At 33.1% G+C, this 26,937-nt stretch carries 24 protein-coding genes and 1 tRNA gene; 5 read left to right on the forward strand and 20 right to left on the reverse strand.

The features are described 5' to 3' along the window. Positions 1-364 precede the first annotated feature (364 nt). The 15 genes from hsdR to C1A40_RS06425 form a co-directional block, all read right to left on the reverse strand. Positions 365-2,839, reverse strand: coding sequence for an EcoAI/FtnUII family type I restriction enzme subunit R (gene hsdR / locus C1A40_RS06355; protein ID WP_102995165.1), 2,475 nt, complete (start codon positions 2,837-2,839; stop codon positions 365-367). A 3-nt stretch (positions 2,840-2,842) separates the two neighbouring features. Next, positions 2,843-3,655 (reverse strand): hypothetical protein, encoded by an 813-nt coding sequence (locus C1A40_RS06360; RefSeq protein WP_102995166.1) that lies wholly within the window; start codon positions 3,653-3,655, stop codon positions 2,843-2,845. Continuing rightward, on the reverse strand, positions 3,655-4,485 hold the full coding sequence (locus C1A40_RS06365; RefSeq protein WP_241910501.1) for a DUF488 domain-containing protein: 831 nt from the start codon (positions 4,483-4,485) through the stop codon (positions 3,655-3,657). The genes C1A40_RS06360 and C1A40_RS06365 overlap by 1 nt, the downstream gene beginning before the upstream one ends. 284 nt (positions 4,486-4,769) lie before the next feature. Then, positions 4,770-5,903, reverse strand: coding sequence for a restriction endonuclease subunit S (locus tag C1A40_RS06370; RefSeq protein WP_158651304.1), 1,134 nt, complete (start codon positions 5,901-5,903; stop codon positions 4,770-4,772). Beyond that, a complete protein-coding gene (locus C1A40_RS06375) occupies positions 5,900-7,354 on the reverse strand; it encodes a class I SAM-dependent DNA methyltransferase (RefSeq protein ID WP_102995169.1) in 1,455 nt (484 codons plus the stop codon). Before C1A40_RS06375 ends, C1A40_RS06370 begins: the two co-directional genes overlap by 4 nt. A gap of 68 nt (positions 7,355-7,422) precedes the next feature. Then, on the reverse strand, positions 7,423-8,094 hold the full coding sequence (locus tag C1A40_RS06380) for an NUMOD1 domain-containing DNA-binding protein (protein ID WP_102995170.1): 672 nt from the start codon (positions 8,092-8,094) through the stop codon (positions 7,423-7,425). Then, a complete protein-coding gene (locus tag C1A40_RS06385; RefSeq protein ID WP_102995171.1) occupies positions 8,081-9,580 on the reverse strand; it encodes a hypothetical protein in 1,500 nt (499 codons plus the stop codon). The genes C1A40_RS06380 and C1A40_RS06385 overlap by 14 nt, the downstream gene beginning before the upstream one ends. A gap of 147 nt (positions 9,581-9,727) precedes the next feature. Continuing rightward, positions 9,728-10,459: a hypothetical protein gene (locus tag C1A40_RS06390; protein ID WP_102995172.1), complete on the reverse strand. Its 732-nt coding sequence runs from the start codon at positions 10,457-10,459 to the stop codon at positions 9,728-9,730. Positions 10,460-10,587: 128 nt separating this feature from the next. Then, positions 10,588-10,845: a hypothetical protein gene (locus C1A40_RS06395; protein ID WP_067145455.1), complete on the reverse strand. Its 258-nt coding sequence runs from the start codon at positions 10,843-10,845 to the stop codon at positions 10,588-10,590. A 57-nt stretch (positions 10,846-10,902) separates the two neighbouring features. After that, positions 10,903-11,883, reverse strand: a complete 981-nt coding sequence (locus C1A40_RS06400; RefSeq protein ID WP_102995173.1) for a DUF3871 family protein — start codon at positions 11,881-11,883, stop codon at positions 10,903-10,905. Beyond that, positions 11,864-12,757 (reverse strand): AAA family ATPase, encoded by an 894-nt coding sequence (locus C1A40_RS06405; RefSeq protein WP_102995174.1) that lies wholly within the window; start codon positions 12,755-12,757, stop codon positions 11,864-11,866. The genes C1A40_RS06400 and C1A40_RS06405 overlap by 20 nt, the downstream gene beginning before the upstream one ends. A gap of 104 nt (positions 12,758-12,861) precedes the next feature. Continuing rightward, positions 12,862-13,203, reverse strand: a complete 342-nt coding sequence (locus C1A40_RS06410) for a hypothetical protein (RefSeq protein WP_102995175.1) — start codon at positions 13,201-13,203, stop codon at positions 12,862-12,864. A gap of 187 nt (positions 13,204-13,390) precedes the next feature. Next, positions 13,391-13,822, reverse strand: coding sequence for a hypothetical protein (locus tag C1A40_RS06415; protein ID WP_102995176.1), 432 nt, complete (start codon positions 13,820-13,822; stop codon positions 13,391-13,393). 33 nt (positions 13,823-13,855) lie between these two features. Further along, entirely contained in the window at positions 13,856-15,562 is a 1,707-nt protein-coding gene (locus C1A40_RS06420) for an HNH endonuclease (protein ID WP_102995177.1), read from the reverse strand. A 6-nt stretch (positions 15,563-15,568) separates the two neighbouring features. Continuing rightward, complete coding sequence (locus C1A40_RS06425; RefSeq protein WP_158651305.1) at positions 15,569-16,399, reverse strand: hypothetical protein; 831 nt, start codon at positions 16,397-16,399, stop codon at positions 15,569-15,571. Positions 16,400-16,644: 245 nt separating this feature from the next. On the opposite strand from C1A40_RS06425, the gene C1A40_RS06430 reads away from it, so the two are divergent. Next, entirely contained in the window at positions 16,645-16,872 is a 228-nt protein-coding gene (locus C1A40_RS06430) for a helix-turn-helix domain-containing protein (RefSeq protein WP_067145475.1), read from the forward strand. A 299-nt stretch (positions 16,873-17,171) separates the two neighbouring features. Here C1A40_RS06430 and C1A40_RS06435 read toward each other — a convergent pair whose 3' ends face one another. The 3 genes from C1A40_RS06435 to mce all read right to left on the reverse strand — a co-directional run bounded on the left by C1A40_RS06435 (position 17,172) and on the right by mce (position 19,365). Further along, entirely contained in the window at positions 17,172-18,374 is a 1,203-nt protein-coding gene (locus C1A40_RS06435) for a site-specific integrase (protein WP_102995179.1), read from the reverse strand. Positions 18,375-18,838: 464 nt separating this feature from the next. Next, a tRNA-Ile gene (locus tag C1A40_RS06440) sits at positions 18,839-18,912 on the reverse strand. Positions 18,913-18,960: 48 nt separating this feature from the next. Next, positions 18,961-19,365 (reverse strand): methylmalonyl-CoA epimerase, encoded by a 405-nt coding sequence (gene mce, locus C1A40_RS06445; RefSeq protein WP_102995180.1) that lies wholly within the window; start codon positions 19,363-19,365, stop codon positions 18,961-18,963. A gap of 233 nt (positions 19,366-19,598) precedes the next feature. Between mce and rbfA the strand changes: the two genes are divergently transcribed. The 4 genes from rbfA (at position 19,599) to C1A40_RS06465 (ending at position 23,371) form a co-directional block, all read left to right on the forward strand. Continuing rightward, positions 19,599-19,997, forward strand: a complete 399-nt coding sequence (gene rbfA, locus C1A40_RS06450) for a 30S ribosome-binding factor RbfA (RefSeq protein ID WP_067145483.1) — start codon at positions 19,599-19,601, stop codon at positions 19,995-19,997. 224 nt (positions 19,998-20,221) lie between these two features. Then, a complete protein-coding gene (locus C1A40_RS06455) occupies positions 20,222-21,424 on the forward strand; it encodes an ABC transporter permease (protein ID WP_102995181.1) in 1,203 nt (400 codons plus the stop codon). A gap of 387 nt (positions 21,425-21,811) precedes the next feature. Beyond that, positions 21,812-22,966: a DNA polymerase III subunit gene (locus tag C1A40_RS06460; RefSeq protein WP_102995182.1), complete on the forward strand. Its 1,155-nt coding sequence runs from the start codon at positions 21,812-21,814 to the stop codon at positions 22,964-22,966. Positions 22,967-22,975: 9 nt separating this feature from the next. Next, positions 22,976-23,371 carry a DoxX family protein gene (locus tag C1A40_RS06465; RefSeq protein ID WP_102995183.1) on the forward strand — a complete coding sequence of 132 codons (396 nt, stop codon included), beginning with the start codon at positions 22,976-22,978 and terminating at the stop codon, positions 23,369-23,371. Between the two features lie 107 nt (positions 23,372-23,478). Here C1A40_RS06465 and C1A40_RS06470 read toward each other — a convergent pair whose 3' ends face one another. Both C1A40_RS06470 and C1A40_RS06475 read right to left on the reverse strand, forming a co-directional pair. Then, positions 23,479-24,318: a DUF4249 domain-containing protein gene (locus C1A40_RS06470; protein ID WP_102995184.1), complete on the reverse strand. Its 840-nt coding sequence runs from the start codon at positions 24,316-24,318 to the stop codon at positions 23,479-23,481. A 6-nt stretch (positions 24,319-24,324) separates the two neighbouring features. Then, positions 24,325-26,694, reverse strand: a complete 2,370-nt coding sequence (locus tag C1A40_RS06475; protein ID WP_102995185.1) for a TonB-dependent receptor — start codon at positions 26,692-26,694, stop codon at positions 24,325-24,327. Positions 26,695-26,937: the final 243 nt, after the last annotated feature.

Consider the following 26,937-nt stretch of genomic DNA (forward strand, 5'->3'; position numbering starts at 1 on the left):
TTCATTTATAGACTTCAACCGTCTTTTGGATGGCAATGAATTGATATTCTAAACTTTATTCAGGAAAAACTTAAGCCTTTGATTTTAATAAAGCATTGGTTTATAAGAAATATATTTATAATAAAAAAGCCTCACATTACTGTAAGGCTTTACAATTTCTAAAAGTGGTCCCACCTGGGCTCGAACCAGGGACAATAAACTACTTATTTTCAAACATTTGACAACTTGCCAACTTTAGTAGCAACCTTTTTGTATACCTTTTTCTAATAAATAGAGCTTATAAACTTTTGATCTACAAAAATAAACCAACCTAATTTACTCTGGGGAAAGAAGAAAACAACTTTATTTTTTACTAGTTGAAAAATTAAACAACCCCACGTTGATATAAATGCTCCTGAAAGCCTATAAACGTATTTCTGATGGTTGATATGTCCCCTAAATGTGTTTTTGCATCTGCTATTCCTTTGTATTTTAATATTAACAAATCTCCTAGCTTATCGTCGTCTAATTCTTCTACACCAACTTTTACGTATTGGTCTAATACAAAATTTAAGAACTCCTGCTGTGCAGGATTATAGTCTTGGAAATGAATTTTAGCACGTTCTGCTCTATCCAGTCTAGGCATTAAATCTTTACTATAAGCAACAAAAGATAATACATCGTATAAATCGCTATCTTCTCCATGAACCAACTTTCTTAATTCATCTAATTGAGAAGATGTATATCCTTTTTCAGACAACTCTTCTAATAACTTCTTTCTTGTACTTGGTAAACTCCATATTTCCCTTAATTCATCTTCGTTTTTAAATAGTGATGGTAAATCGCCAAACAACTGATTCATAAATTCCTCCATCCCTATTTGCTTACCATCAGACCCCCAAAAGGTTGTACGTATCGTAGCATCAATTTCTCTCGCCTTACCATCTGATAGTTTAATTTTTATTATTTGCTGCGGTGGTTGCTCACAAATACAAGGTATGTTATCACATTCAGCACAAGGTTCTGGCGGGTCTACTGTACATTGACATGGTCTTACACCACAAACCTTACAAGTTCTTGAACCCCCATCTCCTGTTGGTGGTTCTGGCGGCTCTGCTTCACCGTCCCAAGAGGGATCTTGGAAATGTTGATGCGCTTCTACAAAATCGTAAACAGTAAAATAATCTTTACCATCAAATAAGCGTGTTCCTCTACCAACAATTTGTTTAAATTCTACCATAGAATTCACAGGACGCAACAAGACAATATTTCTTATTTCTGGCGCATCTACACCGGTACTCAACTTTTGTGAAGTTGTAAGTATGGTTGGTATAATGCGCTCGTTATCTTGAAAATATTTTAATGCTTGTTCTCCCATCGAACCATCCTCGGCAGTAACACGTTGACAATAATCTATATTTCTGCTATCACTTTCTTGGTTAATAATATCACGTATTGCAGCAGCGTGTATTTGTGTGGCACAAAAAACTAAGGTTTTATGGTTTTGATTAATTTCACTTAAAAACTTCTTTACACGAAAACGCTCAATCTCATCAATTATAATTTTTCGTCCATAATCTTTATAAGTAAAAGTATCACCAACTTCAGCCTCTCCACTAATAATAGTGTCGTCTGAGGTAACCGTGTACTCATCGTAATTGGTACGTACTTGCTTTACTCTAAATGGTGTTAAAAACCCATCGTTTATACCCTCTTTAAGAGCGTAGGTATAAATAGGTTCTCCAAAATAATCGTATGTATCTCCGTTTACATCACGTTTTGGTGTAGCCGTTAACCCTAACTGTACCGCAGGGCTAAAGTACTCTAAGATAGCACGCCATGAGCTCTCGTCGTTTGCTCCACCTCTATGACATTCATCTATAATAATAAAATCGAAAAAGTCTTTTGGATATTGACCAAAATTAAAAGAAGGACTTTCATAAACTTGTGGTGGCTCGGCTGCCATAGAAAGCGCTTCTTCTGTATCTTCAATAGTTTCCTCATCTAAAGACGTTGTCATAAACGTTTGAAATATTGTAAAAAAGATACTGCCATTTTTAGGCATTCTTCCTGTTTTACGTATCTCACCTGGACTAATACGTTTCTTTATATTTTCATCTATAACATCAAAATCATTGAATGCATTAAAAGCCTGATCTGCTAATATATTCCTATCTGCTAAAAATAGAATTCTCGGACTCCTAGACCCATCTCTTTTTAGATTCCACTTGGCATGAAATAACTTCCAACATAACTGAAAGGCAGTAGCTGTTTTACCTGTACCTGTTGCCATGGTAAGTAGAATTCTATCTTTTTTCTCAGCTATAGCTGCTAAAGACTTTTCTACAGCATTACGTTGATAATATCTTGGCAAATACTGCCCTTTAAATAAGGCATAAGGCACGTTTGCAAAACGCTCCTTCCAATTAGCTATTTCTATCTTATATGCTTCTTTAGGTTTAGGATAGGTCATCTCCCAAAGCTCGGCTGGTGTAGGAAACTTTGCGACATCTCCCTCTGTACCTTCGTGTGTATCTACACCATAAATAAGCAAACCATTTGTGCAATAAGCAAAACGTGTATTTAATTTCTCGGCATAATCTTTAGCTTGCCCCAAACCAGAGGTGTAATATTTATCTCTTGCTTTAGCTTCTATAACCGCTAGACGTCTCCCTTTATACTCTAATACATAATCGCAAGCCAAAGGTTGTTTTCTACGGTTTTCTCCTCTAGCCGTTTTACCAATTATTCTACCAATAGTAATAACTTCAACTTTAATTTTGCTTTCTGGTACGACATTCCAACCTGCTGCTTTTAAGGCGGGATCTATTAGGTCTAGTCTGGTTTGTGCTTCATTCATTGTTTAGAATAAACTTTGTTGCAATTCTATAGGCGGATAAAATGTTCCTATTATTACAAATGGGCTTGGAGCTCTTAATTGATTAAGCTTTGTAGTACCTAAAAAGAAAAAAAGATCCTTGGTTTTTGCAAAATCATCCCAATATTTCTTTTTTACATCGGCACATGCTGCCACTTCATCACCATGATGTCTTTCTAAACATTTCCAGTATAAAGCACCAACTTCCCAATCTTCATTCATTAGAGTACTTTCGCGCCCATTACAATCTTCAAATGTAAAACTGAACTTAAAAGGAAGTTTTTTCACGACTTCAAAATCACTTTTATCCTCAAATAAATTGCCCTGCCTTAAAGTTGCTTTTTGTTTTTCACTCCAATCTCTCGTTGCTTTTTCTATAACAAACTTTTTAATTCGAGTTGGTTTAAACACTGCTAACGAAGTGTATTTACCAACTGTTTGAGCCTCATCAATAAGTAATGTTAGGTCTGTATAAACATTTTGCAATACAATTTGCTTACGCTTTGCCCATTTATATTTGGTATCGATTTTATCTCCAAAAGAAATTAAATCTTCAGCATCTACATCTTTGGGTCTATAACTCTCAGGTCTAAAATCACTTTTATTTTTAACCAAATCCATTTCAATCCATTGGTATTTTGGATATTGCTGAGCATAAGGCAATTTACGAAATGGCATCGGGTAAATTCTAATCCAATCTCCATTTTCTTTCATCCCTGCAGTGCAAACAGTTTCTTCGTATTTGGTAGAAATAGAAGGATAGGTTTTTACAATGATTAAAACTTTAGTCTTTGCCATTAAATGTGTTTTACAATATAATTGAACCCTTCTAAATGTTTTATGGCATTTGCTAAGTGTTTTCTATGACATTGATGTATATTTTTCTCAAAACAGGTAAGAGCGATACGATCTTTACTTTTTAATAATTTTAAAATTTCATATTGTTTTTCTGTTTCGCTATGTAGCACTGTTTTTTTATAATCTACAAAAAGTGCATCATAATCAGCTTGACAATTTAAAACTTGTCTTTTTTCAGATTTTATACCCACTTCTGGTATATGTAAAAATTGAATTCCTACCCCTTCACATGCCTTTTGGAGTTGCGATTTACTAAAACCATATTTCATACTAAATGAGTTTTTGCGAACATCACATAATACCTTTACATCATTCAGAATAAGTTTATTAATATAAGTTTCAAGACTCACCCCTTCATAACCTATGGTAAATAACACAGTATCAGAACTGATTCTTTTTTGAGCTATTACTTTTGCTAATTCTTCGTCATTTAATACATCTTTGGCTATCGTGCTTTTGGTAGCATAAAATGGATATTGTTGATAGGTATATTTTATTAATTCCTTAGAATTAAAATTGCTGAAGTTCTCCTTTATATATAATACAGCTGCCTTATCTTCTTTTTTTAAAGCATCGAAATAATTCAAATCGTCTATACACTCCCAGGTATTGTCTGATTCTTTTACAAGATTATATTTAGAAAGCGTATGCAAATCGGCATTAGCTTGAAACGAAAAACAACCAAATTTATAAGGTACAAAGTCGTAACTTTTTTTGTCTTGCTGTCTAGTTAATAAGAATAATAGTTTTTGCAAGCTTAATTTATCCAACTTTGCTCCTTTAGACGCCTGTAATAACGCTAAAACTATTTTTCTTCTATAATACATGCCCTTCATTTACTTCTATTTCTTTTTAACTTACAAAGTTACGTATTTGTTTCATCTCTATATTTTTTTGCTTATAAAATAGCTTTTTGTTGGTTACTGGTGCATTCGTGATTTCAACAAAAGTCATATTTACCTGCCCATCAAATAACTATCAAATAAAAAATGCTTATTCTACAAGGCTTTTAAAGCTTATTAACAACACCTATCAAATAACCATCAAATAAAATTTATACTACTACCTCCTTGCTTGTTAACTCTCCCGCAAAAGCTTTTTGTAATATTGATTTTTTGAGTTCTTCAATATTATTAATTAGATTTTTATATTTTGACTCTAGATTTTTAATTTCAATCTTCAATAAAGTGAGTTCTTTTATAATTTCTTTTTGATTTTCTATAGAAGTAATATTAATTTTAAATTTAATCACCTCATTCATATTAGCCCTCGGCATTCTAGCTCCAGTCCAAGTTGCATCTATTTTTGAAACAATAAGTGGAGACATTAACCAATAGAAAAGAAATTCTCTTAATACTTCTTGACCAGGCAGAATAGGAAATATTTCTGTTGAGCAATGACCAGCAAATTTAGGCACTAATACTTTATTTAAATATGGTCTCAATCGCCCATATAAAACGTGCCTTTCATCAAATTGAAATGTTGAACTCTTAACTTCATGAGCTTCCAAAGACCCTAAATATGTACCTGTATTAGATTCTATATTTTCTAAACCCACATAAGGTCTGTTGGTAGCTGAATATTTTGTTTTGTCATATTTCACAACCTCCCCCAAAGTCTTCTCCTCCCAACCATCACCTTTCTGACTAAAAATAGCATTCAATTTAGACTGAAACAATTCCTTAGCATTCTCTATATTTTTTTCAATATTGGCTTTGGCTTGGTCTATGGCTTTAAATGCTTTATCTAAAATGGCAACGATTTGTTGTTGTTCTTGGAGTGGTGGGATTGGGATTTTATATTTTTTTATCATCGGAACAGTTAACTGAGGAATTGAAGTTCCACTATTCTTAAAATCTAACCCACCTAGAAAATATTGCAAAAACTCGGAAAATGTACAATTTAAATTTGGAGTGAGTACTATCAGCCTAACTATAGGATAAAATGGCTCTCTCCTAATTTCTGAATAACCTATAGTACCTCTAGCAGAAACTGTTATACTTGGTTTTAAAACTCTCGGTTTTTTAGTATAACCGTAAAGCCCTTTGTTTTTTTCTCCATTAGCATAAATAGGCACATTATATTCTTCAGTTTTAATTTCTGAAAAACTATCTTTCGGCTTATCTCCACCTGCAAAAATTTTTTCACAAATTTCATCTAAAGTTTTCACTTCCCATCCCTCTCTCATATCAACTCCTTTATAGAATTCAAAATACAATTCGTTTCAGCATCCAAACGCTCCATTTCTGCTAAAATAACCTCTGGTGAACGTAATGGTGCTTCTTCTGGGGTGTTGGGGTTTTTAACACTTAAATCGAAGGTAGTGCCGTCTACATCTGCCATACGTAAGTTCCAAGACTGTTCTGTTTCTGGTTTGGTTTGTTGTAGGCTTACAAATTCCTCTAAATCCTTATCGTTTAAAGGGTTTGTTTTACCCATATTACGTCCAGGGTCAAGTTGGTAATACCAAATGTTTTTAGTTGGTTCTCCTTTAGTTAAAAACAACACCACCGTTTTTACACCAGCCCCTAAAAACGTACCACTTGGCATATCTAGAATGGTATGTAGATTACAGCCTTCTAAAATGAGTTTACGCAAAGCAACCGAAGCATTATCTGTATTACTTAATACCGTATTTTTAATAACTACCGCTGCACGCCCTCCTGTTTTTAAGCTCTTTAAAAAGTGCTGCATAAACAAGAATGCCGTTTCTCCTGTTTTTATATCGAAGTTTTGCTGTACTTCTTTACGTTCTTTACCTCCGAATGGTGGATTAGCAAGAATAACATGATAACGATCCTTTTCTTGAATGTCTCGTATATTTTCTCCTAATGTATTGGTGTGTATAATATTAGGAGCTTCTATACCATGAAGTATCATGTTCATAATACCAATAACGTAGGCAAGGTTCTTTTTCTCCTTACCATAAAAGGTGTTTTCTTGTAAGGTTTTAAGGTTGCTAGTGGTTTTGTCCATGCGCTCGTACATGTACTCGTAGGCTTCGCATAAGAAACCACAAGAGCCTGCTGCACCGTCATAAATAGTTTCTCCCATTTGTGGGTTTACTACTTGAATCATGGCTCTAATTAGCGGTCTAGGGGTGTAATATTGCCCTCCATTACGACCTGCATTGCCCATGTTTTTAATTTTACTTTCGTATAAATGACTAAGCTCGTGCTTGTCTTTTGTACTACGAAACGGCAACTCGTCTGCATAGCCTAAAATTTCTCGTAAGTTATACCCACTCTGAATTTTATTTTTAAGCTCTGAAAAGATTTCACCTATTTTATATTCTATGGTTTGAGGACTATCGGCAGTTTGTTTAAAGCCTGCCAAATAAGGGAATAATTTACCATCTACAAATTGTACTAAGTCTGGACCCGTTAGGGCTGCATGGTTATCTAGATTACCTGCTGCATCTTTAGGCATTGCCCAAGTATTCCAACGGTATTCTTCTGCTAGAATAAAATGATACTCTTGCCCTTTTAATTCTGCCTCGTCTGCTTTATCTTGCTCTAATTCGTCTAAATATCTTAAGAACATCACCCAAGAGGTTTGCCCTATATAATCTAACTCACTATCTGCACCAGAATCTTTATATAAAAGATCGTCTATATTTTTAAATATTTGTTCGAACATATCATTTTCTTATGAGGTTATAAAAATAAAAAAAGGCAGCTGTTAAACTGCCCTTTATTGTTTTTAATTTAGGATTTGTATTTCCAAAGAAATCCGCCGCTTTTTTCACGCTCGCCGCGACATACACGGCTAATACAGGTTTTAGACACTCCTGTTTGCCTAGATGCCTCAGCTACAGAATTAAATGTATTTAACAGAAGTCCAGAAGGAATAGCAAATTGCTGCACTTTTTTTAAACGTCTATCTTCACCCTTATAGGTATTATAAAGATTATAACTCCAGAAATAACCTAAACAAGATTTGTTATACCCTAAACACGCATTACTTATAGAGGTATTTGATGCATTAACTGATTTAGCAGCTTCTTCTAAACTATCATATGAAGCTATTAAACTACCATCATTTTTAGAATACTGATATATAGTTTTCTTAAAACCTCCGCCTCTATCTGCATTATATAATTTATGATTTTCCTTAAGTTTTTTAATAGTTTCAACCTCCTTTTTAGCGAGTTCATCTATACTGGATGCTGTATCTGTCTGATTCCAAGTAAAGGCGTTAGCTCCGTAAGTAGCAATGGCTTGAGCAAAGGGGTGGTTCTCACCCCTCATTGCCCGATTATTATGATCTAACTTTCTCTGTTGGACTGAATCTGTAGTGGCACCAACATACATTTCTCCTGAAATTTCACATTTAACCGTGTAAATTACACCTAACGAATTCCCATTATTCTTCTTCATTGGTATCCTCCTTTCCTACTTTTAGTGTTTCAAGCATGAATTCGTACTTACCGCCAGTGGACCTATCAGAATATTTAAAGCCTTTTTGTTTAGCATATTCCTTTACCCATTTGGTAAATTGATGTGAAGACAATGTTTTGTATATCACATATTCTTTAATGAATAAGTCTAAAAACGTACGTTTATCTATCCATGCATCAGTTTCCTCCATAACACTCATAAAAGCAATAAATTCTGGCGAGGTAGCTGCTATTAAACGATTACTTTTTAAGTTTATCGGCTCTGCTATAATAAGACCATACTCTAAATACTTTTGAACACAAGTCATCATAAAATGATAAAAGCGACTCCATTCATCGTTATCCCAACCTGTAAAAAACAAACATTTAAATTCACTTTCAGGCGTTATTTTCAAATTATAGTAATTATGAACCTCAAATTCCGCACGACGACGTACATCTGTATTTCCACCTGTTCCCTGCACCATGTAATTACTAGAAATTGTAATTTTTGGTGAATTTTCAGGAGATAAATATTCTTCCGCCTTGTACTTTTTCTCAATAGGAATTCCAGAGGTTAACATAGAGTAAATAGTTTCCATATTAAAATCTCTAGTCACATCATCATATAATACAACGTCCGTAGTTCTGTTAATACGCTGATTTTTATACCAACTCTTACCTTTAATGTTTTTGCCATCTATTACGACTACCTCACGAACCTTAGAAACCGCTTTTAATAACAAACTTTTTCCAGTCCCACCGTTTGCCGTTCCATCAAAATTGATTTTTTCATCAACGAGAATCCACGCTTTGGGATTAGCTGGGTCATGATATCTGTGCAACACATATCCCAAATTGGTTTGCAATGCTAAAAAACGGTCTTCATCTTGATTAGCTAAACGTTTACAGAACTTCTCAAACATTGAAATATCAATACCTCTCTTAAGACTAAAACTATTGTTAATTACTCGGGCACTCCAAATTTTACCTTGGAAATCCTTATAATCAACCTCCTTAATTGTATTCTTGTCAACTTGACAACAAATATTCTTAAAAAAGAACCAACTGCTTTCTTCTGTATCACGGTCGTTAATGAGTTTAAAGGTTTGTAATAACCTTAGTTTAGGTTTACTAACGTAGGTTGAAACTTTGCGAACAAATTCCTCCAACACTTCATGTTCTTCAAGCTTTTCTAGGTACTTCTTTACGTAGTCTACAATTACATAATCTGAGATTTCACGAACAATATTATCTCTATCCTCTACTAATACGTAATCTGTTTCAGAAATTTCGGTTTTACCAAAACCAGACTGATTTAAAAATTGAATTAATTTGGATTCGACAATGCTTGGCGTACCCTCTTTCCCTTCCTTAGTGGCACCAGTTTCCCAAAACTTTATGTGTTTTGGAGTTTTGTCATTTTGCGATTTAACACCTTTGTTTTTATTTACTTCAATGAAGGTGTTTTCATTTTTTACTTTCATTTTTTACTTTTTGAAAAGACAGAAAGGGCCCAATTTGTCTTGATTACTGATGCAAATTTCAATAATCATTCACATGAAATAAAGGATTTAACGAAGTTGGTTGGGGCAAAAAAATGCCCCATAAAATGGGGCTTATAATTTGGTGGATTATTTCAAAAACTTATTGAGTATTTCTGAAGGTGTTTGATGATTTATATCGGTATTAACTTTCCGAATCGTTTTATATGAATCATTCATTTTAACATATGTTTTTGATTTGGCATCGAAATAATAAAAATGCTTATCCAACAGTTTACCCAGTTCTTTATCAAAAGATTGTTTGGAATTTATAAAACCAGCATCAACCATCTTTTTAAATAACAGGACAACCTCTTTTTTAGTCAACTTAAACTTTATCTTGTCCTCTTCAAAACTTAAAAATTCATTCGGCAGATAATTATCATTTAAAACACCTATAATCTGTTTAATAGTTTCAACTAAACAAGATTTCGTTTTGTAGGTTATTTCTGACTTATCTATTCGATTAGAATACTCCTCTAATAAGTCAATTTCTGAATTAACAAAAATAAACAACTGTTCTCTGGAGAATTTATACTTACCCTCAACATCTTTCTGTACCTGATATAAATAATCTCTTTTTATGTCTGCAATAATATCTTTGAAATAATCATTTAATGTAATTTCACGAACAATATCAAAACCTGCCTTTCCATTTTCATCTGGCAAAGTAATAAACTCCAGCATAACATACTGTCTTTCAGATTCTTCATACTTCATAAGAATATCTGGTGTCGGCTTAGAATAAATATTATAAAATGATGATTTAAGCTCCTTATATCTTTGATAATCAATAAAATCTAAAAAAGTATATCCAATCATATAATAAAATTCTAATTCGTTTTCAGTGTTTTTATTTATTTGGACTAAAACGTCTCAAAAGAATTAGGAACAAAATACAACATAAAGTCCAATCTATAGATTTGCGTTTATAAATTTTAGCTATAATATTAAACAGGATTTACAATAATATCGAAATGGAAATAGTAATATGGTTTTCCCGCAATTTCAAATACTGTTCTACCATTAGAAGATACCTTAACAGCACTAACATCAACTTTTTGCCCTTTTCTCAAACCACCAATATCTCCTTTAACATTAACCTTAAAAGGACAATGAATCTCTACAAGTTTATTATACCAGGTTAATACCAATATACTTTTAGGCGAACAATACTTAAATAATCCTGCCGCATAATTTTCTTTCATATAACATTTAAATTAAAAAAGCTCAAACTAATGTCTGAGCCTTTTAGCTATGGTAAATTAATTAAGAAACCAATGTCTCTCTTTATTTTTAATGGAATTCCCCAGCGATTGGACTATCTCGAAAGCGTTGACATTTCTTCCTAAAAAGGAATCAATATAACTACTCTTATTAGCTCCTGTTAACAAATTAAAAAGTTTCCACATATTTATATTGCCTTTCTGGTCTTTACAAAAACTTTCATCTTGGTAATAATCCCGTGCTACCATATTTAACTGCCCATCTGTTAAGCTCAACAATGGTATTGCTGCTTTTTCCTCTTTTGACAAATAATTATACAACCTACACCTACCTAAAAACTGAGCGAATTGCTTCTCTGTAAGTGAATGATTTGGCAACTCTCTCATAGCGTTTAAATGGGTTTGCATACTGTAATTACCGATGAGTTCCATGATTTTATTTTTAAGATCTAAAACACTAGACACCTTTAATTCTTCGACATACCCATCACTTGACACACATAAATTACAGCACACCATATTTTTAAAACCTATGAAAAATTTAAATTTTTCAATGGACTTCTTACTGTAAAGATTTTCCTGATTGTAAGCTCTAACGCCTCCTATTGTCAGTTTTAAGGACTGTCCATACACATTTTCGGAAATTGTTGGTATTTCAATAGCAAACATCATACGCTCGTAATAAATGGTTTTTTCGTGTTCTAGTAACTCCTTTACAGGTTTACCAATTGCACTCGGAATTCTACCTTTAACAACATGGCTTACTCGTACTTCTGGAAGTGATATACTATGACCACTAAAAATATTTGAAGCACATTCTTGGGCTATATCTATAAACTCTTGGTGTGCAATAGTACACTCATTATCCTTAGAGAATACTGGAATAGTACAATCCTTTTTAAGATGTACAAGTTTAACAGCTTTGGTATTAGCCTCAATAAATGGTTTTTTAGTAGCACTTACTACTTCTATTTCTGGAACTATTAATTGTTCACTATTGTTAATCTGATTCTGTATCATCTTCAAGGTTATTTTGTGGTTCTGTAATGTCATCGACAGCAACTATCTCTTCTTTTAAGTTTTCTATTTCTGATTTCCGTTTTAACACGTCTTCCAAAATTGTTGATTGAAGACTTGGATACTTTTTATAGATATGCTTAAGCCCTTCCACCGTTTCACAATTAAGAATTTCTTTTTGTGCCGTTTTTAAGTCTGTACTTTCATTACACCAATTCATTAATCTTTTTCCAGTTGAAGAATTGATCACAAACTCAGGTTTATTCATAAATAGTCCTGTTCTGTCTTTAGAGGCTCTTGCCAAATGATTATCGTTTACAATTTCAAAATTGGCTGTTAACTCGTATTCAAAGCCTTCACGCGTAATTTCTTTAGTTCCATGCTTAACAACACTAGTTCTACCGTTAGAATTCACATCCATTGAATAATCAATTTTTCTTCTAACTGTAGTAATTACATGAACCTTAGATTGTAAAATAGCATCAATAAATGCTTGATGACGTGGAGTAATTTTTGCCCAATCCTGAAATCTACCCCCTAATTGCTCATGAATATCTAAACAACCTCCAGCTCCATTCCATTCATGAGTAATACTGTCAATTATAACAACTTCCATCCCTGAATTTTCACATAGTTTAATAGCTTTAATATAGTTTTCTGGCGAATAAGGTGGATTTAGATTTAACACATTAAAATTCCCCATATTAGCATATAAGCTTGCAGAACCATTTTCCGTATCTATAACAGCAATTTTACTGTAATCTCCTGTTATACCTAAGCCCAGAAGCAAGGCTGAATATGTTTTTCCAAAACCAGAAGCACCCGAAATTCCAATTCTAAGTTTTACTTCTTGACGTTTTGCTACTTGTAATTCCATAATATATTTTCATTAAAATTTTAACAAATACTTAATTAGACATGTATATAAAAAACAAAAGAGCCAATAATGGCTCTTTGATTATTCTTTATAATCAACACTTATTAGAATACATCAGATTCTTCAACAACATTCTCCGCTACAGCTTTATCTGAATTTTCTCGATATTCCCAACGATGTTCTAACGTGATGATTTCTCCTGTTTCTGGAAGTGCAAATTCATAAGGTTCAGTTGTTACCTTAACAATTTCACCAGGAAACTGCATACCTATAAGTTGCTTACAACTTTCTTCGTCAAAAGTACAAGACACTGTACAGGTCTTAGCAGTAAAATACATTCTGCCATTTGACTTACTTTTTACTGGAGCAATTTCGCCTTGAAGTACTAATACGAAAAACTCGCCTTTTTCTGATTCTCTCTTTTTGTAATCTTTAATTGTTACCATGATACACGTTTATATTAAAATCATGGCGGGAGACTATCCCCCACCTCAAGATTAGGGAGGGGTGTTTTGCTATTTATAAGTCGTTTATGGAAATGTAGTCTTTGTTTAAAAAATTAAAAATATTTTTTTAGAAAAAACCTATTAAGTTGGCGTGACAACTTGCCAAGTTTTTATTATGAAATAAGTATTAAGATTTAGATTGTTCCATTCCAGTCGAAATACTTTCAAATACACCTTTTACAGAACATATTACTTTATACATGCCATTAACCATCAAATAGTCATCCTTTTTACGCACTGAGAATGATTTATTTATAAAAACATGATTTCCAAATCCAGCATAGTAATAATTAAACATATCTTTAACTATCTCAATACCTTCAATTTTAATTGCTGTTTGATGTCTTGTTAAAACTTCTCTAATTTTTAAGTATAACTTTTCATCCTCAAACATATTGGTCTGGTAACAGCATAGTTTTTCACTTTCAATGGTGTAAAGCAAAATACCACCTGCATTACCCATGGCACCAGAATCAGCTATTTCGGTATAAATAATTTGCTCAAGAGGTGTTTTATTAAACGTTTGAAGGGTTATGTTTTTTGGGGTTTCAGTTTTCATTGTTGTATTTGGATTGATAATTTTTATGAATGATTAAAAAGGCAAATCCTCCTCCTCTTCTACTTCATTTGAGTCATAATTAGTATAATTTATAACATAATCATCAAGATTTGGAACCTTTCTAAATAGTTCAACATCACTTAATCCTTTTACAAATAAATCTGCTGAATACCTTTCAGACTTCTTCTTGAATTCGTACTCATCTAATGAATTCATATAGATTTTATCTAATGCTTTATAAAATACACTCCTGCTAATGACATTACCATAACATTTAAAACACACGCCATTATGGAAATACCGATATTGTGGTAAATACCCTATGCCGTCACACCTAGAACAAGCAGGCCTTTCTCTTGATACTTCTTTTAAACTTCCATCAACCAACGAATAAGTATAAACTGGTATTGTTTGATTCTCATGTCTTTTTAAATGGCAGGTACGACATAAAGTTTCAAGCGCGTCATCTTTAACCTCCCACGGAAACTTACCTTTTAAATAATAATTATGGTGCACATGATTTTTTACACTTCTATCTCCACAATCTTGACATGCGTAATTATCTCTTAATAGAATTTTTAGTCTTTTAAACCGCCACTCAAAAGTCATTAACAAGTCTCCATAAAATATATCGTTACATTCTTTCAAAATCAATAAATCTGAAACTGTTTGACTTTTATCCAAACCCTCAATCATCTCTTTCTTCCATAATTTAAAATCGTATTTAGAAGCACGAGAATTAGCATATTCTATATCAATCTGTTTAGGTACTGGTTTCGTATTGGTAACTACTTTTTTAATTGAACCTTTTTTTATATCAACAGCTTTGGACGCAGACAACTCTGATTTAATTACAAATACAGCAATAATATATACACCGAGTAAAATTATAATAGTTAGTGTAACATAAGAAAGAGGATACTTAGTTACATTACTTTCACGCATTTCCTTAGCCAATATTTCCTCCTGCTTTTCTGAATCGGATTCATAGAATGAAATTGGTAAATCAATACTACTTCTTTTAGAAGTTACACTTTGAGAAACACTTCCTCTTCCTCGTGAAGACTGTTCACCTCTTATAGGAGCACGATATTGTTCACCCAATACGGGTAAAGACTTGATAGGCGATGAGTCTATTCTATGTCTAAGCTTTCTCTTTTTTGTAGGAGGGGCTGTGTTTGCATTTTTAATTGAATCTTGTTTAACTATTGAATTTTTAAAATTCTTTAGGGAAATCCAATTTTCATCCAATTTTATAAATTTTTTGTTATTTAAGTTAAATGCATAATACTCAAAATAACACAATTCATTGAAAAGATTTTCAACATCTCGTCCAAAATAAAAACATCTATTATGAAACATAACAAACATAGTTTGTTTTGGAAACAAATGACCTACATAGTTATAACTTACTGAATCACTCTCAAATAATGCCGCAGTTAAAAAATAACTCGTACCGCCATCTGAAGCAGAGCTCGAAAACTCTACTAAGGCATCAGTTTTACCATCAAAATTATAGTCAAAATAATTTACAGCGTTAATCTGGTCTATTTGGTAATAAACAATTTCTCCAAATTCATTAATTTCAGGTTGTTTAATATGAAGATTGAAGAAATCATTAAATTCATTTTTAAGCTCAATATTGTTTTCTAATTCTTTCTGGGCTTTGCTATTTACTTGTGATTGTAAAACACTACATAATGAAAAAATAAAGACAGAAATAAACCCTTTAACCCCCACTTGTTGTTATTTTAAGTATGTGAGTAATAAAACACCAGAGGTTCGAGTATTAGTAAAACTTACTCTATTTGGGTAATTATTTTCATCATATTGATAAGTTGCTGAATATATCTCTTCTCCATCTCTAAGTACTTTCTTTACATTATTCTTAAAAAGTTTTAACCCCATATCCTCAGAGGAAATATAATCAAAACCAGTACAAGTATATTGAAACATTAAATTATAGTTTTCAACCAAATTATAAAATGGATTAGGCTTATCATCAAACTCAAATGTATAATCGTAATTAGAAGTAGCTGTACCTCCCGAGGTATTAAACTCCTTCTTATTCATCTTACTAACCTTTCCTTCTGAATAGTCGAAAGTTAACTTTTCCCACAAACCTACACCATCAATAAACCATTCTACAGTTTGGAGCTTTCCGTCATCATAATAAGTAAATTGATAATCTATGAAAGACTCATCTTTCTGGATTCTAATAAGTGTATCATCCTCATAATAATATTTTAAAACTTGTGTATAATCATGATTAATAAAGGCTTCTAAGTCAAATACATCAGGGTTAAAAGTTTCCTCTGCTAGTTGTATGTTACCACGATAACTTTTAGATATTTTACCTTTACTATTGTACTCGTAATAATTTAACTCTCCACTACAATCATCTAAAAAGGTATATTTTAATTTATCATTTTCATAAATAAACTGAGTTGAAACTTCCCAATCATTCGAGTTTTGTTTTTTTATAGATGTAATGTATTTCTGGGTTTCATCTGTGTTATTTTCTTTTTCATCTGAAGTTTCTTCACTACTACAAGAAACTGATACTAAGCCCAACATTACAAGGCTTAATTTTAAAAATTGTTTTTTCATTTTAAGAATTTAGGTTAAGATTATTCCGTTTATTATCAATAGTATATTAAACATGAATAAGTTCAATTAAATAGTTTTATAGTTTTCATTTTGTAACAAAAACAATTAGATAGAATTAATATAAAAAATCTTCTTTTCAAATATAAATAAAACAGTTATGATGTATCATAACCCTCTAAAAAAGATTTATAATCACCTTGCCGTATCTAATTATGACAGATACAGAAAAGGCATATCTACAATCAATTGGCAGAAACATTTCTACCATCAGAAGACAAAAAAATCTTAGTCAACTTGATGTCTGTGCTATAATAGAAATGGAAAAGCCCAACCTTTCCGCCATCGAAAATGGCAGGCAAAATGTAACTGCTTTAACTTTAAAAAAAATAGCAGATGCCATTGAGGTAAAAGTAGCCGACTTTTTTATTTTTAAAGCTTAAATGTAATAAACAGCTACTTCGTAGTTAATTTCATTCTCAATCTTAATATCATCATTTAGTTCCTCTTCGTTTTATTCTTGCCTTAGAAAAGAATAAAATTGACTCAAGAAAACGAAATTAAGACTATTGATCCCCAACATTAGTACTGGCATTTATTGATACCCTTTGGAAGAAGCTGCTGAAATAGCAATTAAAACTATAACCAAATACAGTTCTTCCAAAATTGAGTCCATTACTTTTGTTTGTTTTAGTGACGACAATTACAGTATTTACAATAGAAAGTTAAACATAAAGGGAAGCTAACCGCTTCCCTTTAACTTTTCTATCTCAATACTAATTTTCTTCTGCACTACCTTACCATAACTTTCTTGGGTTATTTTCATACTGGAATGACCTAATAATTCACTAACAATTTCCATAGACACATTATTATAAAGCAAAACTGTCGATGCAAATGTACGTCTAGCCATATGCGTTGTAAGGTTCTTTTCTATTCCAGAAATGGCAGCTATTTCCTTTAAATAAGAATTATATTTTTGATTACTAATTCTAGGAAAAACCTTCATTTCATGGCTAACATAATTATCTAAAATAGTTTCAGCTTTAGGAAGTAAAGGAATTGATAATGCTTTAGATGTTTTCTTTCTATTCATTTTAATCCATCTGTTTTTATCAAAACCAACAACGATATTTTTAGGTTCTAAATCCATTAATTCAGTATAAGCCAATCCTGTGTAACAACAGAAAACAAACAAGTCCTTTACTAGTTTTAGCCGAGGTTGTGAAAACACATGATTTTCTAACTTAATAAGTTCTTCAGGCGACAAAAAGACTATGCTGTTTTTTGTTCTTTTGGCTTTATACAACATAAAAGGATCTTTATCTAAATCACCCTCAGCAACAGCTATTCTAATAGGCTTTCTAAAGCGCTGTATTATCTTATTTATAGTAGCTTGCCCTAAACTCTTTTCTGTTTTTAAATAGTACTCTAAATCCGCTAAAAATTGAAGGTTTAATTTATTTAGAGGGTAATCTGTGCGCTTATATTTATATTTAATGAAATCTTTAACATGTTTATAGGAATAATCAAACTTTACCCAAGTAGCTCTTTGAATATCTATTCCTATAAGCTTTTTTAGAGATTCTAAATAACGTTTAAAAGCATCTAATGCACCTTTATCCTTTTGTGTTTTTTCTCCCTTATATTGAAGATAAACATCCTCAACAGTAAAGCTTTGCTCCTTAACTTGAAGCATTAAAAAAGCCTGACTAAGTTTTGTCTTAATCAGGCTTAATTGTGTGTTTATTAGTTCTGCATCGGGTTGAGGGCGTTTAACCACTTGTTGTTTTCTATGCCAGTAGGCTGGATTTATAAATTTACCTGTAGCAAATTGTTTTCTATCCTTTAAATAGGTAATTCTACATATAAGAGAAGCTCTTTTATCTTTTCTTATTCTACTGGTCGATATAACAAATAATATATGAAGTTTACTTGAGTTCATTTCTTAAAATTTAATTGGTTAATTATAGGTGAGATTGCTATAATCTCTTTTAGTGGAAAAATTATCATTGTGTGATATTTCAATCTAGATGATGAGTTAGTATATATACATCAACAAGATTCTTTATTAAAAACAACCTATGAAGATGAGTATTAAATTGGATATCACTAAAATTTAGAGGAGTTAAAATCAGAAGGTTTAATCACAAACAATATGATCCGAGATATCTAGAAGTTTTAAAATGAAGAAGGTGTATCATTAGATTCAATAATCTATTAAAGTTTTACTAGGTAAAAACTGCAACCTTTTTAATTTCAATTGCAACCTTATATGCAACCTTTTACTACCAAAAAACTTGGCAACTTGGCTTTAAAAGAAAAATGGTATAAGTGTGTAAAATGCAGGAGTACTATAGAATAAGCACAAAAAAAGCCCAAACTACATTTGTAATTTAGGCTTTAAGGTGGTCCCACCTGGGCTCGAACCAGGGACTTTCTGATTATGAGTCAGATACTCTAACCAACTGAGTTATAGGACCGAAATTGGAGTGCAATATTACTACTTATTTTAATACCTCACAAGAAAATTATTCCTTTATCTCTTGGCATAACTCAATTAATACGCCGTTAGAAGATTTTGGATGTAAAAAGACCACCAGCTTATTATCGGCACCTCTTTTAGGCGTTTCATTAAGAATACTGAAACCTTCCTTTTTAAGCCGCTCAACCTCAGCATAAATGTCATCTACATCAAAAGCAATATGATGCACACCCTCCCCTTTTTTATCAATAAACTTTGCAATGGGACTATCGTTTCGGGTGGCTTCGAGCAGTTCAATTTTATTTTCACCAACTTGAAAAAAAGACGTGTTTACACCTTCACTAGTTACCATTTCAGTTTTATAATGCGGTTTTCCCAACAACTTTGAGAATAAATCGTTGGAATCTTCTAGACTTTTAACAGCAATACCGACATGTTCAATTTTCTTCATAAAACAAATCAACCTTTATTTAATTACTGAGTTACGGACCTTCCTACGCCAATATGATTGATTACCATCTAAATAAACACGATATGAACTTATTTAAACCACAACCAAAAAAACATCATGAAACGAACCCAAACAACAATCAAAATACGAAAATAACCAACTAAAGCCTTTAAAATCTCTAAATATCCGTATTTTTGCAGTCTAAACCTCTAAGGGTTATAATTTTTTATACTGTGGAAGAAGAAAGTCAAAGACAAAAAAAGATAGGAACGGTTTTACAAACCGATTTAGCCGATGTGCTACAAAAAGCAGCCACTCAAGGCGGCATGCGTGGTGTATTAATCTCTGTTTCTAAAGTTAAAGTCACCGTAGATTTATCGGTAGCCAAAGTATATTTAAGCATTTTTCCTAACGACAAAGCTAAAACCCTACTTGAAGGTATAAAATCCAACACCCCATTAATTCGTCATGAATTGGCACAACGCACACGAAATCAACTGCGTCGCATGCCTCATTTAGAATTTTTCATAGACGATTCACTAGAATACATCGATAAAATTGAAAAATCACTTAAAGGTGACGAGAATCCTATCAAAGATCCTTCGATGTTAGACTCTAGAAAAAAATCATAATTCTTTTTAGTCAGGTTTTGAACATTCATTAAGAACTGAATTAAACTTTTTGCGTTTAAGCGAAAATTAGATATTTTTTGACCATTTGAAAGTTTTTTTGAGTTCCATAGTTTGAGCTACGGAAAGAAAAAAAGGTGAAAAATGGGTAAAAAATGGCCATTTTTTAGCAAATGGAAAAAGTTTAATTCAGTTCTAAATCATTATTTTTTCATAATATTAACCTCATGAATGTTTCATTATATATCGCAAAGCGCTATTTACGCTCCAAAAGCACCAATAATGCCATCAATTTCATTACCTATATCGCTATTGCAGGGGTTATTTTAGGTGCTGGCTCACTATTTATTGTGCTTTCTGGTTTCTCGGGCTTAAAAGATTTTACGCTTCAGTTTACGAGTATAGTCGACCCCGATCTTAAAGCCGAAGCTGCCACAGGAAAATCATTCATTCTTACCCCAGAAAATATTGAGAGTCTTAATAAAATTGATGCCATCGCATCCTATTCAAAAACCATTGAAGAGCGCATCATCATTGAATCTCAAGACAAAAATGCTTTAGCCGTTGTTAAAGGTGTCGACGAAAATTTTCAGAAAGTTGTTAGTATCGATTCGGTTATCGACCATGGGAATTGGTTAGACCAAAACAGCAATCAAATTGTTGTAGGTTGGGGTATTTCAAACGATTTATCATTAGGCGTTTTAAACTTCACAAAAAACATCAATCTATATGTTCCTAAACCAGGAAAAGGTGCTATAACTTCTGCTAAAACAGCATTTAATACCGTAAAAGTTATTAATGTTGGTGTGTTTTTTATCAATGAAAGCCTCAATGAAACCTATGTCTTTTCATCGCTCGCTTTGGCCAGAAAACTTTTAAACTACAAACCCAATCAAATTTCAACCATCGAGTTTAAACTTAAAGCTGGTGCCGATGTGGAACAAACCCGCTTACAAATTCAAAACAGTTTAGGCGATAAAGTCATTTTAAAAAACCGCACCCAGTTAAACGACTCGTTGTATAAAATGCTAAATACCGAAAATTTAGTAGTGTATTTAATATTTACATTGGTTTTAATTATTGCCTTTTTTAATGTGATTGGCTCCTTAATCATGATGATGTTAGATAAAAAACAAAGCCTTTCTACACTTTTCAATATCGGTGTGACCATAAAAGATATCCGACAAATCTTTTTCCTCCAAGGCAGTTTAATGAGTATTATTGGCGGAATTATTGGTATCCTCATCGCTTTTGGCGTGACCCTTTTACAGCAAAAATTCAGCTTGGTCATGATTACTCCAACCCTGGCCTACCCAATTGCCATAGAGGTTGAAAACTTTTTTATTGTGTTTTTTACCATTTCCATTTTAGGTGTTATCGCCTCAAAAATCGCCTCGGTACGCATCACTGAGTCCTTGGTAAATAAATAGCTTTGGGCAAGTTGCCAAGAAAAATGGCAACCAGGCTTTCACAACTCGCTCTCTGCGAGGAGCTCAAACAACTTGCTCAATCCTTCTTGCGGAACCTTCGTTTTCATAGGTATAAACTTCGAAACAAGAAAAATAGCCTAACACTGAAATGCCTTATTATCATCAAACATAAGTCCTAAAAAACACTACTTTCATAATACAATAAACGGCTTCTTATGGTGTTCGAGCGGAGTCGAGAACAGGGAAACTCATTTTAAACCATATTCTCGACTCCGCTAGAACACCTTGAATATAGGCACTTAAATTATCATTAATAATTCTAATTATTTAAAAGCATCCCTTTCAAATCCCACATCAAAAAACTAAATTTTTATGTAAGTTTGCCTTATGTTATTCTCCGATATTTTAGGCCAAGAACACATTAAAAAACACCTTACACAAAGTGTTGATAACAACCGTATTCCGCATGCGCAATTGTTTGTTGGTAAAGAAGGCTGTGGCACCTTACCCATGGCTTTGGCTTATGCCCAATATATTTTGTGTTCAAACTCTGGCGGCGAAAACAATACAGGAAACGAGTCGTGTAACTTAAAGTTTAAAAACTTTTCGCATCCCGATTTGCATTTTGCCTTTCCTGTAACCACTAGCGATAAAGTAAAAAGCAAACCCGTTTCAAGCTTTTATTTGGAAGAATGGCGCCAGCTCTTAAACGAGCAACCCTACGGTAACCTTTTCGATTGGTATAAACTCCTTGGAGTGGATAACAAACAAGGACAAATAGGTGTTGATGAAGCCGTTGAAATTGTAAAATCGCTTACCCTAAAATCTTACGAAGGTGGTCATAAAGTCATGCTTATTTGGATGGCCGAAAAAATGAATACCGCCTGTGCCAATAAACTTTTAAAACTGATTGAAGAACCGCCAAAGGACACGGTTTTTATTCTCATTGCCGAAGATGAAGAGCAGATTATAAACACCATTCGCTCGCGATGTCAAATTTTACATTTCCCACCGTTAGCCGAAGAAGTTATTAAAGAGGCCCTGATCAAACAATATGAGGTAGAGCCCGCTCAGGCCATCAAAATCGCTCACCAATCTAACGGAAACTACAACAAGGCTTGTGACCTTATTTATCGCGATTCGGAGGACATTCAGTTTGAAACTTGGTTTATTTTCTGGATTCGTAGTGCCTTTAAAGCCAAGGGCAACAAAGCTGCTATTCACGATTTAATATCTTGGAGTGAGGATATTGCTAAAACGGGACGTGAAACACAAAAACAATTTTTAAACTTTTGTCTCGATTTTTTCCGTCAGGCTTTACTATTAAATTACAATGCCACCGACTTGGTGTTTTTCGAACCAAAAACCGATAAATTTAAACTTGAAAATTTCGCACCTTTTGTTCACGGAAACAACATTATGGACATTAGCAACGAATTACAAGATGCCATATACCACATAGAACGCAATGGCAATTCGAAAATTATTCTAACCGATTTATCAATAAAACTCACCCGGTTACTACACACCAAAAAGGCCTAAATTTTAAGGATGCAAACCATTTTAAACTATAGCGCCGAACTCCTCATTTTAAGCTTTTTAAGCATCACTTTTATCATGAGTTTTTACGATAAGGTGAGTGATTGGAAAGGTCAGATTTTATTCTTAAAACAATATTTTTCAAAAACCTTTTTAGTCAATCTCATACCTCCTATTTTAGTTTTTGTTGTGCTTTTAGAAGCTTTAATCGTTGTATTTTCTGTTTTGGGTATTTACCAACTTATAACCTTTCAAGTCAAACTATATGCGCATATAACTTGCCTACTATCGTGTATATTGCTTTTAATCTTCCTATTGGGCCAGCGCATCGCAAAAGACTTCGACGGCGCTAGGAACATCACAATTTATTTTATAGTTGCTGTTTTTGGAGCGTATTTGCTTCAGTGAAAACAAAATTCATACTTTTTAAATTCTAAACATCTCGCTTTCAAGCTTCCCTTGCATATGTTGTCATTCAGCACGACATGCTATGTTTTAAAAATTCAGTTTACAGGTTATTCAATAAAAATATAATCTTGTTTATCGGTTTCCGTCACTCGAAAATAGCCATAAGGATAGTTATCTGGGTTTGTAATATTAACACAGTTTCCGCGTAATTCTACAGGTGTAGGGGCAAATGGGTTTCCTGATCCTGATTGACTATTTAACAGTTGGATAAATTTATAATAACGCTCGGATACATTAAACAAATTAATATCAACCACATCACCAGGTTTAAATTCACCGCCCTCATCATCATCACGTTTTTCATAAAAAATATTAATTTCATTTCCGTTTAAAAATTCATCCGAGACATCTCTTAATTCTGGATACAAATCGCCTTGACGTAAGAACCTCAAAATATAAAAATTATCTTCCTCTTCTGGATCTTCAAAATGGACATTTAACTCTAAAGCATCAGATAAAAAACCACCACTTCGCGACTGGTTAATATACGTTATTGGCGTTGTAGGCAACAAGGTTTCAGTGGCCGTATAGGTTTCGTTATTATACTGCACTGTTAGGGCATAATTTTCGTTAAAAACGGGCTCAAATTGGGTGGTAGTATATGTCCCATCATTTTGGTTAATGAAATTATAAACATCATTCGTACTTAATCGTGTTACAGAAACCACGGCATTGGTTACCGCATTGGGTTGGTCGGAATCAAAATAAGGTGTTGTGGTACTCAATTTAACCATTTGAACATTACCTAGAGAGCCTTTTTCCCAATCTAACGAAGCCTCTATAACCAATCTTGGGTCGGCCGTTGGTACTTCTACCTCAATAACATCTGTACAGGACAAGAAAAGTCCTGAAATAGCCATTAAACTCGTGTATATATACTTTTTCATGATGTTTTAAAATTTAAAATTATAAGTTACCGATGGTACGATACCAAAAATGGCTGTTCTTGTAGCCTCATTTGCGCCTGTTTCAAGATTTTGACCGAAGGATATGGATGCTGCATTCTTTCTATTATACACGTTATAAAGACTAAACACCCACTCCCCTTTCCATTTGGCTTGTGGTTTACGGTTTGGTTTATAGGTCGCTCCAAAATCTAATCGGTTATAGGCGGGTAAACGGTTTGCATTCCTACTATCGTAATTGGCGATAGACAAGCCTTCATACTCATATTGCCCTACGGGATAGGTTACGGGGCGTCCGGTTTGAAAGATAAAATTACCACTTAAACTCCACTTTTTGGTTAACAAGTAACTTCCTGTTACCGAAATATCATGTGTTCTATCAAATGGGGTGTTGTACCAATCACCTTTGTTAATCCCTGGTCCGCCTGCCGATCCACCAAGGGTTTGTTGTTCAGATTTCGATAAGGTATAGGCCAACCAGCCCGTAAATTTTCCTTTATTTTTTCGGAATAAAAATTCCAAACCATAGGCGCGAGATTGTCCTTGTAAAATTTGCGTTTCAATATAATTATTAGCAATTAAATTGGAACCATCGATGTAATCAATACGGTTATCAACTGTTTTATAATACACTTCAGATTCTATAGAGAAACGGCCACCATGCAAATCTTTAAAATATCCTGCAGAATATTGATTAGCCATTTGCGGATCGATAAAAGAGCCACTTGGCGTCCAAACATCTAAAGGTGTAGCATTAGCTGTATTAGATAATAAATGCAAGTATTGGGCGACTCTTGAAAAGCCAAGTTTCACAGACGAAGTTTCATTAAGTTGATAAGCCAGTCCTAAGCGCGGTTCGATGTTTGAGAAATTAGCAATACGGTCGTTTTTAGCATATTCAATCTCACCAGTTCTTTCACCTTCTTCATAAATACCTAATTCATCATTATAAACTACAGGCTGATCGTTTAAATACGTTGAAATAGATTGTCCGCCCAAACGATTAAACATGCTAATTCTCAACCCTACTTGAACATTAAATTTATCTGAAAACTTATGCTCTATCTGTCCGTAAATACCCGTTTCTAAAGCACGTTTTTTATCTAAAATATTTTCATTAATAGCCGATTCATCATCTAAGGGTTTAACATCCCCTGGATTAAAATTGTAATAAATAGAACTTAACCCAAAATCAATTGTGGTTTTATTATTTAGGTAATATTTTAAATCGTACTTGGTATTAAAATTGTTAATACTAGATGTCCAATCTAACCCAATAAACCCAAGTTGTAATTGGTAATTATAGGTTCCATAAATGAAGGATAAATTAGAAAAAAGTTTATCATTAAAAATATGATTCCAACGCAAATTAAAGGTACTGTTACCATAGGAGTTTGAAAAAGAATCATCGAAATTTAGAACATCTCTCCCAAAATACCCCGATAAATATAAGCGGTTTTTTTGATCAACCTCATAGTTCCCTTTAGCATTAAAATCGTAGAAATAAGCGGTATTATCTTGATTCGCCAGTTTTAAAAACAAGTGGGCATAGGATGAACGTCCAGCTAAAATAAACGATCCCTTATTTTTAAACATGGGGCCTTCGGCAGCCAATCTACTCGAAATTAAGCCAATACCACCATTTAATTCAAAACCCTTACTATTCCCATCTTTTTGCCTAATATCAAGCACAGAAGAAACCCTACCGCCATAATTAGCAGGAATATTTCCCTTATATAATTTGATATCCTTAACCACATCGGCATTGAAAACCGAAAAGAAGCCAAATAAGTGGGATTCATTAAAAATAATGGCTTCATCCAGCAGCACTAAGTTTTGATCGACCGCACCACCTCTCACATTAAATCCGTTAGAACCTTCGCCGTTGTTGGTAACCCCTGGAAGAAGTTGAATGGACTTCACCAAATCGACTTCACCCAAAACCGCAGGAATTTGTTTTATGGTCGTACTTTTTATAACAGCTACACTCATTTGCGGATCTCTAATGTTGGCTTTTTCAGATTCTTCTGCCGTAATAACCACTTCATCTAAAGCTGTCGTGTCTTCCTTAAGTTCAAAAATTATATTCTGATTCTCATCTAAAATTACCGCTTTCTTTTCGGTAACATAACCTAAATACGACACCACAATATTATAGGAGCCTTGAGGCGCTGTAATGGAATAAAACCCATATGCGTTTGTAATGCTTCCGTTAGAGGTACCCTCTAAAAACACCGAAGCACCAAACACCAGTTCACCGTTAGAAAAATCTTTTACGGTACCACTAATAGTATAATTTTCTTGAGAAAATAATACCAGTGAGAATAAAATAAAACAGGTAGTTAATATAAATTTCATATAGGAGGTTCGTTAAAAATGATGATGTAAAAGAAGTAAATATTTATAAGAAATACACTAAAATAAAGCTCTTTGAACAGAATAAGGCTAAATACTAAGTAAAATATTTGAATACCAATGCATCAGTCCTGTAATTCCTAATCGATAAAAAAGTGAGATAACCATGAATCAGCACCTACTCACTTATCATTTTTATAAGATTGAATTTCTATTTAAAACAAAAATTAAGTCCATGGCAGCTGT

Source organism: Tamlana carrageenivorans (assembly GCF_002893765.1).
GTDB classification, from domain to species: domain Bacteria; phylum Bacteroidota; class Bacteroidia; order Flavobacteriales; family Flavobacteriaceae; genus Pseudotamlana; species Pseudotamlana carrageenivorans.

Coding starts and splice junctions, on each gene's coding strand:
- C1A40_RS06410 (WP_102995175.1), bottom strand. CDS start 13,203: ATGGTAACAATTAAAGATTACAAAAAGAGAGAATCAGAAAAAGGCGAG.
- C1A40_RS06460 (WP_102995182.1), top strand. CDS start 21,812: ATGTTATTCTCCGATATTTTAGGCCAAGAACACATTAAAAAACACCTT.
- hsdR (WP_102995165.1), bottom strand. CDS start 2,839: ATGAATGAAGCACAAACCAGACTAGACCTAATAGATCCCGCCTTAAAA.
- C1A40_RS06360 (WP_102995166.1), bottom strand. CDS start 3,655: ATGGCAAAGACTAAAGTTTTAATCATTGTAAAAACCTATCCTTCTATT.
- C1A40_RS06395 (WP_067145455.1), bottom strand. CDS start 10,845: ATGAAAGAAAATTATGCGGCAGGATTATTTAAGTATTGTTCGCCTAAA.
- C1A40_RS06415 (WP_102995176.1), bottom strand. CDS start 13,822: ATGAAAACTGAAACCCCAAAAAACATAACCCTTCAAACGTTTAATAAA.
- C1A40_RS06455 (WP_102995181.1), top strand. CDS start 20,222: ATGAATGTTTCATTATATATCGCAAAGCGCTATTTACGCTCCAAAAGC.
- C1A40_RS06370 (WP_158651304.1), bottom strand. CDS start 5,903: ATGAGAGAGGGATGGGAAGTGAAAACTTTAGATGAAATTTGTGAAAAA.
- C1A40_RS06425 (WP_158651305.1), bottom strand. CDS start 16,399: ATGTTGGGCTTAGTATCAGTTTCTTGTAGTAGTGAAGAAACTTCAGAT.
- C1A40_RS06435 (WP_102995179.1), bottom strand. CDS start 18,374: ATGAACTCAAGTAAACTTCATATATTATTTGTTATATCGACCAGTAGA.
- C1A40_RS06375 (WP_102995169.1), bottom strand. CDS start 7,354: ATGTTCGAACAAATATTTAAAAATATAGACGATCTTTTATATAAAGAT.
- C1A40_RS06475 (WP_102995185.1), bottom strand. CDS start 26,694: ATGAAATTTATATTAACTACCTGTTTTATTTTATTCTCACTGGTATTA.
- C1A40_RS06400 (WP_102995173.1), bottom strand. CDS start 11,883: ATGATACAGAATCAGATTAACAATAGTGAACAATTAATAGTTCCAGAA.
- C1A40_RS06465 (WP_102995183.1), top strand. CDS start 22,976: ATGCAAACCATTTTAAACTATAGCGCCGAACTCCTCATTTTAAGCTTT.
- mce (WP_102995180.1), bottom strand. CDS start 19,365: ATGAAGAAAATTGAACATGTCGGTATTGCTGTTAAAAGTCTAGAAGAT.
- C1A40_RS06390 (WP_102995172.1), bottom strand. CDS start 10,459: ATGATTGGATATACTTTTTTAGATTTTATTGATTATCAAAGATATAAG.
- C1A40_RS06385 (WP_102995171.1), bottom strand. CDS start 9,580: ATGAAAGTAAAAAATGAAAACACCTTCATTGAAGTAAATAAAAACAAA.
- C1A40_RS06470 (WP_102995184.1), bottom strand. CDS start 24,318: ATGAAAAAGTATATATACACGAGTTTAATGGCTATTTCAGGACTTTTC.
- C1A40_RS06430 (WP_067145475.1), top strand. CDS start 16,645: ATGACAGATACAGAAAAGGCATATCTACAATCAATTGGCAGAAACATT.
- C1A40_RS06380 (WP_102995170.1), bottom strand. CDS start 8,094: ATGAAGAAGAATAATGGGAATTCGTTAGGTGTAATTTACACGGTTAAA.
- C1A40_RS06405 (WP_102995174.1), bottom strand. CDS start 12,757: ATGGAATTACAAGTAGCAAAACGTCAAGAAGTAAAACTTAGAATTGGA.